This is a genomic window from Sedimentibacter sp. B4, from assembly GCF_000309315.1.
Classification (GTDB): Bacteria; Bacillota; Clostridia; order Tissierellales; family Sedimentibacteraceae; genus Sedimentibacter; species Sedimentibacter saalensis.
On sequence record NZ_CANG01000038.1, the window covers coordinates 169,104 to 181,969 of the forward strand.

At 32.9% G+C, this 12,866-nt stretch carries 10 protein-coding genes and 1 pseudogene; 5 read left to right on the forward strand and 6 right to left on the reverse strand.

Annotation, left to right across the window (positions count from 1 at the left end):
* Positions 1–8: 8 nt before the first annotated feature.
* Complete coding sequence (locus BN358_RS07945) at positions 9–737, forward strand: MBL fold metallo-hydrolase (RefSeq protein ID WP_019228697.1); 729 nt, start codon at positions 9–11, stop codon at positions 735–737.
* A gap of 721 nt (positions 738–1,458) precedes the next feature.
* Here BN358_RS07945 and BN358_RS07950 read toward each other — a convergent pair.
* Together BN358_RS07950 and BN358_RS25300 are read right to left on the reverse strand one after the other, a co-directional pair.
* Positions 1,459–3,753: a PAS domain-containing sensor histidine kinase gene (locus BN358_RS07950; protein WP_019228698.1), complete on the reverse strand. Its 2,295-nt coding sequence runs from the start codon at positions 3,751–3,753 to the stop codon at positions 1,459–1,461.
* 569 nt (positions 3,754–4,322) lie between these two features.
* Positions 4,323–4,466 (reverse strand): hypothetical protein, encoded by a 144-nt coding sequence (locus BN358_RS25300; RefSeq protein ID WP_019228699.1) that lies wholly within the window; start codon positions 4,464–4,466, stop codon positions 4,323–4,325.
* A 541-nt stretch (positions 4,467–5,007) separates the two neighbouring features.
* On the opposite strand from BN358_RS25300, the gene BN358_RS07955 reads away from it, so the two are divergent.
* Both BN358_RS07955 and BN358_RS07960 read left to right on the forward strand, forming a co-directional pair.
* A complete protein-coding gene (locus tag BN358_RS07955; RefSeq protein ID WP_019228700.1) occupies positions 5,008–5,553 on the forward strand; it encodes a hypothetical protein in 546 nt (181 codons plus the stop codon).
* A 10-nt stretch (positions 5,554–5,563) separates the two neighbouring features.
* Positions 5,564–7,012, forward strand: a complete 1,449-nt coding sequence (locus BN358_RS07960; RefSeq protein WP_019228701.1) for a peptidoglycan-binding protein — start codon at positions 5,564–5,566, stop codon at positions 7,010–7,012.
* Between the two features lie 743 nt (positions 7,013–7,755).
* Here the strand turns inward: BN358_RS07960 and BN358_RS07965 are convergent.
* Entirely contained in the window at positions 7,756–9,255 is a 1,500-nt protein-coding gene (locus tag BN358_RS07965; protein ID WP_019228702.1) for an NAD(P)/FAD-dependent oxidoreductase, read from the reverse strand.
* A 192-nt stretch (positions 9,256–9,447) separates the two neighbouring features.
* Here BN358_RS07965 and BN358_RS28575 point away from each other — a divergent pair.
* A pseudogene (locus BN358_RS28575) lies at positions 9,448–9,633 on the forward strand (tyrosine-type recombinase/integrase); the annotation flags it as partial.
* An 88-nt stretch (positions 9,634–9,721) separates the two neighbouring features.
* Here the strand turns inward: BN358_RS28575 and BN358_RS07970 are convergent.
* Entirely contained in the window at positions 9,722–10,699 is a 978-nt protein-coding gene (locus BN358_RS07970) for a C39 family peptidase (RefSeq protein ID WP_019228704.1), read from the reverse strand.
* Between the two features lie 121 nt (positions 10,700–10,820).
* Here BN358_RS07970 and BN358_RS07975 point away from each other — a divergent pair, with 121 nt between their 5' ends.
* Positions 10,821–11,039 carry a hypothetical protein gene (locus tag BN358_RS07975; RefSeq protein ID WP_019228705.1) on the forward strand — a complete coding sequence of 73 codons (219 nt, stop codon included), beginning with the start codon at positions 10,821–10,823 and terminating at the stop codon, positions 11,037–11,039.
* A 142-nt stretch (positions 11,040–11,181) separates the two neighbouring features.
* On the opposite strand, the gene BN358_RS07980 is transcribed toward BN358_RS07975, so the two are convergent.
* Positions 11,182–11,973 (reverse strand): ABC transporter ATP-binding protein, encoded by a 792-nt coding sequence (locus BN358_RS07980; RefSeq protein ID WP_019228706.1) that lies wholly within the window; start codon positions 11,971–11,973, stop codon positions 11,182–11,184.
* Positions 11,973–12,863, reverse strand: coding sequence for an ABC transporter permease (locus BN358_RS07985; protein ID WP_019228707.1), 891 nt, complete (start codon positions 12,861–12,863; stop codon positions 11,973–11,975). Before BN358_RS07985 ends, BN358_RS07980 begins: the two co-directional genes overlap by 1 nt.
* Positions 12,864–12,866: the final 3 nt, after the last annotated feature.

Sequence of the window (12,866 nt, forward strand, 5' to 3'; positions counted from 1 at the left end):
GAGGTTTTATGAATATTACAATTATAGGATGCTGGGGAGGTTTCCCCAAAGCTGGCGAAGCAACATCTGGTTACATGGTGGAGCATGACGGCTTCAAGCTGCTTCTTGAGTGCGGCAGCGGAGTTGTAAGCCTCATGCAGCAAAAATATGATCTAGGGGAAATTGACGCAGTCATATTGACCCACTATCACTACGACCACATGTGCGACATTGGACCACTTCAGTATGCAAGGCAGATTAAGACACAGCTTGGACAAATAAACAAATCTCTTCCCATATATGCACCAAGAGGAGAATTTTTCAACCTGCTGAAGTGGGAAGATTACGCATATGGCCAGGATTTTGATGAAAAAAGCATTTTAACCATAGGACCATTTGAAATAACATTCATTAAAAACGTCCATCCTGTTGAAGCTTACAGCATAAAAGTAAAATGCAGCGGCAAAGTGTTTTCATTCACTTCAGACACAGCATACTTTGAAGGCTTAGAGAATTTCTTTGACAAATCTGATATTCTCATAAGTGAATGCAGTTTTTATTCCCACATGGACGGTACGAAGGCAGGACATCTGAACAGCTCACAGGCAGGAATGCTTGCTGAAAACGCACATGTTAAAAAGCTTGTTCTCACTCACCTTCCCCACTTCGGAAATCTAGAAGACCTTGTAGCACAGGCAAAAGAACAATACAGCGGAGAAATAGTGTTAGCAGAAAAATTCATGGAACTTAAAATATAAAAGCAATATTTAAGGCTTTGTTCGACAGAACAAAGCCTTTCCTTTAATTATTAATTCTTAATTTCCTACTCTTCATTCTTAATTAAATAAATGTAATGCCTCCACACCTTAATTAAAAATATTACCCTTGGAATGACTGCGCTTCAGGAGATATTTTACTATTTAGACAACATTATGACAACAATTTGTGTTTACTTGTATTTATTATAAATTCTAATTTCCTTATACAATATTACAATTTTGTTTTACATCATTATTGATAATGTTCTTAGGGATAGAGTATTAGACTTCGAATCTGTTCGTCTGGGGTTCGAATCCCTCATGGCTCACTAATAAAAGCCTTGCAATTTCTAATTTGCAAGGCTTTTATATTTTTATATATTTAATATATTTTTATATTTTGTCGTCTATTTGTCGTCCATTAATACAAATTTACATAAATACAGTAAACATATTTTACTTCAATATATTAATAAAACATTTTTAGCTCATTCTAATTACTAATAAACATAATTTGAACCCACGACCTTCCGGTTCAAATAAAAGCATTCTTTACATTTCTAAAACATTTTAAAGTGTTGATAAATCAATGCTTATCTTGCCAATGCCTACCTTTCATTTTCAAAGTAATTTATCCCCTAGGTGTTAAAAAAGTGTTAAATGAATATTGTTGATGCCTCATGAAAAAATGTGTTCTAGCATTCTGTAATAATTTAATTGTTTAAAATATAGAATAAATATCTGAAAATTCAATATTTAACTTTTCAACTTTATCATTCATATATTTAGACTGCTTTCTGTGTTTTTGATTTTCTATAATTCTTGCTGGGAGCTCAACTTTAAATGTACTTCCTTTGTTAACTTCACTTTCTACACTAATATTACCACCATGAAGTTCAACAATTGATTTTATTAATGATAGCCCAATTCCAGTACCCTCAGCATTACGAGATAATGATTTATTAGCCTGGTAAAATCTTTGAAAAATTAAATCTAAATGTTTTTTTTCAATCCCTTCACCAGTATCCTTAACTGATATTTCAACAACTTCTCCTTTGTCTAAAATATTTACGTATATCACACCACTTGTATTAGAAAACTTAATTGCATTAGAAATTAAGTTCAATATAACTCTTTCTATCTTTTCTGGATCACAAGCAATAATCTTCTCTTCAATTTCTGTATCAAATATTATACTTAGCCCTCTTGACTTTACATATTCTGAAACTGATTGGACGATATTTTCAATAATATTTACTATATCTTCATTAGATAGATCAAGCTTTAATAAACCAGAATTGCTCTTGGACATATCAACTACATTGTTTATAAGTTTTATTAGCCTATAACAATTTTGTTTAATATTATCATTGTAATGTTGAAGTTTTTCTTTTTCAACTTCAATTGAATCTTTTTTTAAATACATGTCCAGCATTTGGTTAGCAGAAAAAATAACATTTAATGGAGTCTTTAACTCATGTGATACATTTGCATATACCTCATCCTGAATCTTTAGCGCTTGCTCCATTTTCTGTTTTTCCTTAACTTCATTAGTGATATCAATACCAATTACAATTATTTCAGTTATTTCGTTATTTAAATCAAACAATGGCTGATATATCCATTTAATAAATACTGTTTCTTTTTCTATATTGTATTTACAAGTTTTAAAACAGCTTTTCTTATTAGTACTTAATGAATCCCTTACCATATCATCAATTATTTGAACTTTTTCGTTAAAAACAACAAACAAATTTTGACTCTTAATACATGCTTTTGAATGTAAATTAGGGAAAATCTTCTTTAATTGATCATATCCTTTATTGTTTATATCAATTAAATTAAATTCAGGATATGTATATCTTGCAAACCCTAAGTCAAGATTTTCGATTATATAACTTAATGAATCATACTGAGCCTTTATGTAATGGTTTCTTTCATTATTTATCTTTTCAGTAATATCTCTAGATATTAAAACACCCGCAATAAAATTACCTTCGCTATCATATATCGGTGCTCCATTTAATTCTTTGTAGTGTAATCCATTAATATCATTTTTAACAATTGTATAGTCATTAACTTTCTCACCACTAATTATATTAGCAAATAGCATATTATCAATTGATATTGCATTTCCATTTATATCGTTTACTTGATTTTGGAACTCATTAAAATTTCTTGTATTCTTCAAATCAATTATAGGATTAGCCCTTGCTGATTTATTTATTTTTGTAACCTTTCCGCTTTTATTAAATATTATCAATTCATCTGACATATTTTCAATAATAGCTTCCATTTCGAGCTTTTGTTCTTCCATTATCTTTCTTAACACAACATTTTCTGTAACGTTAATAACCTTATGAATTAAATACTTTGCTTCACCTTTTATATTTATTGAAACAAATGATGAATCCCAATATGTGTCTCCCTTTATAGGACAATTGTATTTAACTTCTTTTGCATCGTACTTCTCACTTGTTTTAATAACATTAGAAATAATATTTTCTAGATGACTTCCTTTAACTCCTAGAAATATATCATATATGCTTTTACAATAGATATCTTCTATTTTGTTTATGATAGGAACATTATCTAAGTATTTTTGATTAACTTTAAGAATATGCAAGTCCGGAATACTATAAATTGCAACTCCTATTTCATTTTCTAGCAAAATTTTCATGGCATATGCTATTCTATCTTCAATTCTAGAATTTTTCTTTTCCTTGAAAAAGAAAATCTGTTCATTTTCAGTCTTATTTCTTTTACAAGTTATTGAAACTTCCCTCGCTTCGCATTTCTTAGTAAATATATAACAGTTATGTTCTCCTTCAATATTTTCAAGATGGTTTTTGGAATTAACATGTAATAGATTATTCATCTCGACAATTGACTTTTCTAGTAGTTCTACATTTTGATAACCTGTTAGTTTTTCAAACTCATTATTTACACCAGTAGTAGTGTTGTTCTTAATATATAAAATTGGTTTTATAGTTTTTCTTTTCAATATATATGCCATGACATAACTCCCCCCCAATATATCATAAAATATTGTAAAAACTTGTAATATAATTTAGTATATTATACTTTATTACAACTGTAAATCGTTTTCACGTAATTTAACCTTGTATTTTTCTACACATATTGACACGTTGTTTAATAGCATAACCCCTAGATTTTATCAAGCTCCTACTGAAACTCTAGCATGAAAGAATGTTGGGAATTACTTAGAGGGAAGGCTTCTATCTTAATGACATGAAAAGCTGGTCTGCAAACTGAGATATTATAAGCTCGATTTTCAATTTATTTGCTATTGTTATAAATATAATTTACACAACCTATGCCATAGAAAGTCTGAACAGTACATATCGCAGGCTAAAATGCCTGAGGAGTGTGCTCCCATATGATACAGCCCTTCTGAGGGCTTTATACATGACTTCATTTGAAGTTTCCAGATACTTTAAAAATTTTTAATGGTAAAATTGTAGGAGTTGTAGATTTTCCTAACGAATACAAACCTTATTTTGCACAACAAAATAGTAATGATAGCCTTGATGAAAAATATTCGTGCCTTAGCTAATCATTGTACTACTCATTATATAGAATCTCATAGTAATAATTTTTCTTTTCCACATATTCTTCGTTCTCTACTATATACTGTAATCCTGCATCAAGTTCTTCTGTTAACCTTCCTTGCATCTCAACAGATATTTCCAGTTGTTTTCTTTGCATATTTCTATTATGCTTCCTGCTGTAGTATGCATATTTTTAATTGAGGATACTCTTTTTAAATTCGTTTAAATAATCTTTTTGATTCATTTATCTGTCTAGTAAACATGCACCTTACGATGCATGCTCCTGCCAGAACCGTGCTTGCAGCGTTACCGCACACTGCTCCTCATAATATAATTTGCATTATTTGTCTATGTCATATATATTTACAAAGATTTGTGGATTTTCTAATGGTAATATATAACCATCATTCTGAATTTACCAAAGTTATAACTATTACATTGACTTCTTCTATTAAGCCACTTATATAAAAGATTCTCAACTTCGTAGTAGAATCTTCTAATCATTTTCGTATTATAAGTAATTCCTAAAAATGATAGTGTCCTCTTAGCTTAAGATTTACTTTTTCAAATAATTTCTCCAATTGAACTTCTAATAAATATAATGTTTGTCATTATAATCTAAAACACTATCAAAAGATGTCAATGTTTTACAAAGTACATATAATGGCATAAAAAGGTAAGTTAGGAGCAGTCTTCGTATGAGCGATAATAATTTTATTAATAAAACAAACAAATACAAACATAGAATATACCGAGCTAAAAATATATTAAAATCGACTTTAAACAATCAACCATTAAACTCTTCAGAAATCATACTTTCTGAATTTTCTATGCAAAACCAAATAGAGAATGGTGCATTGTCAGTTGGTGTCTTTACTGCTTGTCAAGCCCTACCCGTAAAAAACGCAGAAGTAACTGTCTATGATATTTTAGAAGATGGAACTGAACATATTCATGCTCGTTCCATAACCGATGAAAACGGAAGAATTCCTGATGTTGTATTGCCTGTCCAGCATGATTCCCAAAACTTGTATGGCCGTCCTAAATATCCTTTTACAACATATAACATCAGAGTAACATCTGATAATTTTTATACCGTCAACATAATAAACTTCCGTATTTTCCCAAATGTGAAAACCAGTTATAGTATTAATATGCATCCTATTATACCAGGTGAAACAGTCCATATACCTGAAGAAACACTTGAAATACCTTCTAGTATTATAGACGGATCAAACTTTTAGGGAGGGAAGCATGTTTTCATCAAATTCTGTAAATTATTCTCAAATTAATGAAGATTTACAAATAACTATACCTGGCGGACCTCCAACAGCATTTGTTATTATTCCAGAATATATTACAGTACATTTAGGTCGCCCTGATGAAATTGCTGAAAATGTAACGTTACCTTTTATTGACTATATTAAAAACGTTGCATCTTCAGAACTATATCCAACTTGGTCTGAAAACGCACTAAGAGCTAATATACATGCGATAGTTTCCGTTGCGTTAAATAGATATATTCTCCAATGGTATAGGGCGAGAGGATATGAATTTGACATTACAAATTTAACACAACTTGATCAGGCATTTGTTAAAGATAGGGGTATATATGGAAATATTGATAGAATTGTTAATGAAATATTCGATGATTATGTTATAAGAGATGGTCAAGTAATACCGCTTTTTACAACATTTTGTGATGGAAAGATTACTATGTGCGATGGATTGTATCAGTGGGGAACAGTCGATTTAGCTGAACAAGGTTTTAGCCCTATGGAAATTTTAAAATATTATTATGGTGAAAATATTTCTTTAGTTGAAAATGCACCCGTTGGAGGTGTTGGTTTGACATATCCCGGAGAACCGCTTATGCCTGGCGATTCAAGCATTATTATACTAAGACAACAGTTGGGGTTAAACAGGATAGCAATGAATTTTCCTGCCATACCCGAAATAATTCCTGCGGATGGCTACTATGGGGAATCTACAGAAAATACTGTAAAAGAATTTCAAAAAGTTTTTAATTTGCTTGTAACAGGAATAATAGATAAAGCTACATTTTATAAAATAAGACAAATTTACGTTGCTGTATCAAAATTATCTGAATTGGCAGTAACAGGTTCAATTTATGAGCAAATAATCGAAATATCAAGAAGAGCTTATTTGCAAGGCGACATAAGACCAGGTATTGACATGTTACAATATGCTTTAAATGTATTATCAAGCTACTATAATACTATACCAAGCGTCGCATATACAGGCATATTTGATGAACAAACAAGAGCTGCTGTCATTGAATTTCAAAAAACAATGAGATTGCCTATTACTGGTATCGCTGATCACGATACCTTGAATCTATTAATTAGGACTGCACTTGGAATATTCAAGACATTGCCTCCACAAGAAGTTTACCTTCCTTATTTAAGGTTCCCAGGTAAGGATTTTAGAAAGGGTGATGGTATAGAAAGAGCCGGAGTATTAGTAATGCAAGAAATGTTATCCTATATTTCATTAGTTATACCAACCATCCCGCCTATAACCATAGATGGTGTATTTGGTGAAGAAACAGAAAGAGCAGTTATAGCTTTTCAGCAGATGTTTGGGTTGGAGCCAACTGGAATTGTAGATGAAGCTACATGGAATGAGTTACTAAGAGTCTATAGACAACAAAGATATGGAGAGCTTCAACCGACATTATAAAAAAGCCGCATATGTTTATTATGCAGCAGTTATTGTTATATTATTTTTTATATAAATATAAAATATTACTACAATTCTTTGTTGTCCCTTTCTCTTCTCCGAGAAGAAGATGAAAATACAATACTACGTATATTTTTCCTAAAACACCTGCTATTTTTAGTTCATAATGTCAATGCAAATAAATATATTTCATCTGTTGAAATCATAAAATTCTTATCAGACCTCTCAGAAAGAAAAGTAAGCCGGGACTACTTATACCGAAAAATTATCGCGCCCTTAAGATACTCTGGTGTAATAATTTTAACATGCTCACATGGTTATATGATTCCATCATGCATTGATGACATATATGCTTATGCAAATCAAACTAATGGTACTGTTGCCCCTATGCTCAATCGTGTTGAAAAATGCAGAGAACTAATATTAAAGCAAACTGATTAAGCACTAGATATATTTGATAATCCTGCTTTAATGAAATATAAAAGATATTTCAATGATATTTAATTACGTATACTTTAATGACAAGATCTCATATAATCTTAATCTTATGTGTTCTTGTCTTTAAAATCATTGTTGTTATTCATTAATACCATTACGTGCGTTGATGATACAAAAAAGATGCTAGGCAAAGCTAATATCCCCTTGGCGGACGGGTATGTTTATAAAAAATGTCTGTATTAACAGTAATGTACTATTTTCACAATATAACTCAGTGCCAGGCACTTAGTTATTAACTTTTTTTACTAAGAAGAAATAAATGACTGTTTTTCTTTCTTGCAAATTCTCATAATAGTATCTTTTCCTGTAATTAGAGCCGTAGGAAGACCCCCAGGAGGCTTAAGCCACTGACCACTTAATAATATATTATTAATTCCTTTTATATAACCTGTATGTACCAAAGCTTTGCCACTAATAGTTGGCCAAAAAGCCATAAAAGCACCACGGTAAGCATTGCAATATCTTACATAGGTTTGCGGGGTAGCAACATCAAGTAGTTTAAGTTTTCCTTTCATGTTTGGGAAACGAGTTTCCATAGCACGAATCACTGCTTCTCCAATTCTAATCTTTTCCTTGTTATATTCTTCCTTATTCTTTACAAGCAACTCCCATGCTTCCAGTTCTGGTTCGAATTGGTTAATAGCAAGGGTTATCACTGTATGATCTTTTGGAGCAAAGTTAGGCTCATAACAATAGTGGGTCATCTGCAAATACTCTATTGGTTTCTGATTTTGGCATATATTTAATGATTCTACAGGAAATTTAAGTGTACGAGGTATATCGCTCAATATGCCTTCATATCCTATTCCGATATAAATATTAGATGCCAAAGGATATATCTCAGGATTATTATATCTTTTTTCGAAGGCTGAATCGGGATAACATCCCTTGAGTATTTTTTCATATAAAACTTTAGCATCACAAGCAGCTATAAAATAATCTGCCTCATAGGCTTTACCATCTTTAGACATTACATTAGTTACTATATTTGCTTGGATATCAGCTTCAACAATCTCACAGGAAGTCTCAATTCTACCACCTAATGAATGGTATTTATCCACCATACGTTGAGCTAGCTTCTTAGAGCCTCCTATGGGAATAGAAGACTGCCCTCCAGTAAATGTTCCAAGTGGAAAAATAACTGATATTGCACTGTAATCACCTTCTGGCATAAAAGAAGCTACGGCTTCTCTCAGAGCTGGGTGCTTAAACTTATCGGCTAATTCTTTTATACTTATTTTCCCATATTTCTGCATAATATAGCCAACATCTTTCATAGAAAATACATACTTTACCTTTTCAGCTATGTTCATCATATCTACTGGCTTTCCTACTGGTATTGAAAAGGATTGTAATTTTTTTATATCTCTATAAAACTCATCAATAATATCTTTATCATTTGGCGATATCTCTAGCCAGCTTGATTTAAAACGTTCAAGACTTCGATAAAAATGTACTGTTGTACTATCATACTCAACAGCCATAAAGCTTTCAGGATGGTAAATATCTGTCCCATCCAAAGCTCCCACTGTCTCCCACAGATCATTGATTTGCGTTCCTTTTTTAGTACCAACCATCCAGTGAATACAGCCATCGATGTGGTATCCATAACGATCCCACCCAGTACACTCTCCTCCTAAAGTATGATGTTTCTCTAATATTATACTTTGAAATCCATTTTTCTGTGCAAATATACCTGCACTAAGTCCTGCAATACCTCCACCAATTATTACTACTTTTTTCATAGTAAATTATCCCCCACTAATTTATTTAATTTATTATCGCAAAGATAACTAACTAACGATCCAAAAATTTTATTGACTTAATTTTTATAGTTTTCATAGTATATATGTTTTTTCATATAGCGGTAATATATTTAAATACGGCACCTTAGATAAACGCAAACGTTTTTTTGTAAAAAATTAGGCTTTACTTTCACATTTCACCAATGCCGCCATACTTGTGCTACTATGTTATATAACGCAGGCGTTGGCATTAAAGAAGCCCAACAATGGCTCGGTCACGCAAATATAAAAACTACTATGGACGTTTATACTCATCTTGATAAAAAGAACAAAGAAAATGCGTTGTCAAAAATGAACGAAATGCTATTAGCAAAATGACAACATTTTTGACAACACTTCAGTAATAAATACAGAGTATTATGGAAATATAGGCAATATAATACTCATTGATTTTTCAACATTTCATTTATTTTTCTACATTAGGTATTATGTTATAAATATAATGCCTCCACACCTTAACCCACTGGTCCAGATTGTACATTTTCCTTACTTCTTCATCGCTGTTTGCAGCCGGGTCGTTTACAACTATGTATTCTGTTCCGCATACATTTTGAAAACCAACAACAACCATGAGATGTCCTGATGGAAATGCAGATATGGCTCCGTCAAGCTGCTCCTTGTTTTTTGAAACAACAGAAGCCACAACGGGTATTCCTTTTGCTATGAGGTTTTTAACAACATTAATGCTTTTGCATTTTTTTGTGTATGCTCTCATACCCTGTTCTCCTGCATATGCTGTGTTTTGAGGCCAGTTTCCGTACAATTCGCTTCCAGTGTCAAATGTTCCCTTTGTAACTTCATCAAGGCTTAAATTTTTACCGTGGAATTTTAAAGTCATGGTAAGAGAAGTAGGGCTGCATATTGAGTGGCTGTCCTTGTGGCCGCTGGCAAGCTGAGAAATTGTGGGTACGTTTTCAATTATTCTATAGCAGTCACCTTCAAGTTCCTCATCTTCACCGGAATCAGTGCTGAATGCAATAAGTTTAAGTTTCGGACTTTTTCCTGTAAGTACTGCTTTCATTCTTACTGCATCGGCAAATTTATTATCTTTTATAAAAATTCTGTCTTCTGTAACTCTTATGTGCTCATAGTTTCCGTGTTCCTTGATTCCTTTGTTAAATCCATCCGTAGACCATACTCCGTAGCTTACGAAATCCGTCCATTGGTTTTCAATTCTTACTTGTATGAATACTTCAACAAAACTGTTTTCGTCAGTTCTTGAATTCCAGGATGGAGTAATCTCAGAGAATTTTTCTGTTTCGATTATGGGAGTCACAAGAAACCCTTCATCCATGCCTTCTCTTAATCTTAAAAAATCCTCTTCCAACTCTAAACCAGTAAGTTCATTGTTGCTTAATTTTTTATTTTCACATATCCAATCCATAATTATCCTCCTCCATATCCAATATATCATTTTTATGAAATTAATACAATTATAATCCTTGAAATTGTTACTTTGTCATATTATAATAAACTACCATAAGATTAAAATAGGATGTGAAAATATGATAGCCATTAAGGGCAGACGCAAATGCAACAGCTGCGGAAAAAGATACAATTACATTTATTCCAAGGGCACAGATACTGAAAAAGTAATATACAAGGGCAAAGATGCAAATGCCAGCGTTGCCACAAATGTAAAGGTTCTGTCAATATACAGCTATGAAGTCACTGTAAATTGTCCGGAATGCGGAACTGAAGAAACGTTCATTTATACAGATTAAAATAAATGAGGCTGAAACATTTCATGTCATCCTGAGCTATAGCGAAGGATCTCATAATTCAAAAGATGAGATTCTTCGGGCTAAAGCCCTCAGAATGACACGATGTAACAGCCCTTTTTTTATTGGCTAACTAGATTTGATTTTACAGCAAGACATTGTCATCATCAAATTCTTTTTTCTTTACACTGTTAAACTTCTTAAGAACATCCTGTACAGTCAGTTCCTTTCTCTCGTCTCCTTTTATGTCAACTGCAATTGTTCCTGAGTCCATCATTATGGTCCTTGTTCCCATTGCCAGGGCAGAAGTAATGTTGTGAGTTATCATAAGGGTTGTGATGTTATTTTCAGATACTATTTTGTTAGTAAGGTCAATGACCGACTTTGCGCTTACAGGGTCCAGTGCTGCCGTGTGTTCATCCAATAGAAGCAACTTTGGTTTCACAAGAGTTGCCATCACCAGTGTCACTGCCTGCCTTTGTCCTCCGGAAAGAAGACCAATCTTTGTGTTTATTCTGTCTTCCAGTCCAAGGTTCAGTGCTGCCAGGCGCTCTTTAATATAATTCTTTTCTTTTTTTGAAGGAATTCCAAGCATATTTTTCTTGATACTCCTCATATATGCTATTATAAGATTTTCTCCCACTGTTAAATGAGGAGCGGTTCCTCTCATGGGATCCTGAAATATTCTTCCTATAAATTCTGCTCTTTTAAATTCAGCCATATGTGTTATGTCGTGCCCGTCAAGACTTATTGTTCCTGATTCACAAAGCATTGTACCTGATATGGCATTGAATAACGTTGATTTTCCTGCTCCGTTCCCTCCAATTATGGTTACAAATTCACCGTCTGAAACTTCAAGGCTTAAGCTGTTCAAAGCTATGTGTTCATCAGGCGTATTTTTGTTAAATATTTTTGTTGCTTCATTAATGTTCAGCATTACTTTCTCCCCTTTCTCAGCTTGTTTGTTTCAATTTTTCTTTTTACATTGGGCAAAGAAAGTGCCGTTACAACCACCAATGATGATATTAACTTAAGATATGACGGAGGGAAGCTTGTTGTAAGTATCAGTGCAATAATGAATCTGTATATCACTGAGCCTATTATTACCGAAAGAAGTCCTGCAGTGATGTTTTTGTTTTTTATTATGACGCTTCCTATTATTATAGAGGCAAAACTTATTACAACCATTCCAGAACCCATGTTGATGTCTGCAGACTGCTGCATTTGGGCAACAAGAGCTCCCGAAAGGGCAACTATGGCATTTGACAATGAAAATCCAACCATCTTTATGAAATCCGTGTCTATGGAAGATGCTCTGCACATGTCTTCATTGTCACCGGTTGCTCTTATGGACAATCCAAGCTGTGTCCTGAAAAACCAGTTAAGCATTGTGAAAACTGTCCCAATGATTATTAATAGAGCCAGGACTTTGTATAACTTATTGTTGAACATGTATTCAGCATATGTGAAAATATTTGTCTTGTTCAACAATGGTATATTTGCCTTGCCGTCCATAACCATGAGGTTTATAGAATACAGTCCTGTCATTGTAAGTATGCCTGAAAGTATTGGCTGTATGCCCATCTTGGTCTGCAGTGTGGCAGTTACCATTCCTGCAAGACCTCCGCAAAGTATAGCCAGTGCAATACCTGCAACAGGCATGCCGCTGTAAGCAAACATTGCAGATACAGCCGCACCAAGGACAAAACTTCCGTCCACAGTAAGATCAGCAACATTCAATATTTTAAATGATATATATGTTCCGAATGCAAGCAATGAATAAACTAAACCCAGTTCAATTGCTCCTATAATAGATACTAAATTCAACTT

Coding starts and splice junctions, on each gene's coding strand:
- BN358_RS07945 (WP_019228697.1), top strand. CDS start 9: ATGAATATTACAATTATAGGATGCTGGGGAGGTTTCCCCAAAGCTGGC.
- BN358_RS07975 (WP_019228705.1), top strand. CDS start 10,821: ATGATAGCCATTAAGGGCAGACGCAAATGCAACAGCTGCGGAAAAAGA.
- BN358_RS07980 (WP_019228706.1), bottom strand. CDS start 11,973: ATGCTGAACATTAATGAAGCAACAAAAATATTTAACAAAAATACGCCT.
- BN358_RS07955 (WP_019228700.1), top strand. CDS start 5,008: ATGAGCGATAATAATTTTATTAATAAAACAAACAAATACAAACATAGA.
- BN358_RS07950 (WP_019228698.1), bottom strand. CDS start 3,753: ATGGCATATATATTGAAAAGAAAAACTATAAAACCAATTTTATATATT.
- BN358_RS25300 (WP_019228699.1), bottom strand. CDS start 4,466: ATGCAAAGAAAACAACTGGAAATATCTGTTGAGATGCAAGGAAGGTTA.
- BN358_RS07970 (WP_019228704.1), bottom strand. CDS start 10,699: ATGGATTGGATATGTGAAAATAAAAAATTAAGCAACAATGAACTTACT.
- BN358_RS07965 (WP_019228702.1), bottom strand. CDS start 9,255: ATGAAAAAAGTAGTAATAATTGGTGGAGGTATTGCAGGACTTAGTGCA.
- BN358_RS07960 (WP_019228701.1), top strand. CDS start 5,564: ATGTTTTCATCAAATTCTGTAAATTATTCTCAAATTAATGAAGATTTA.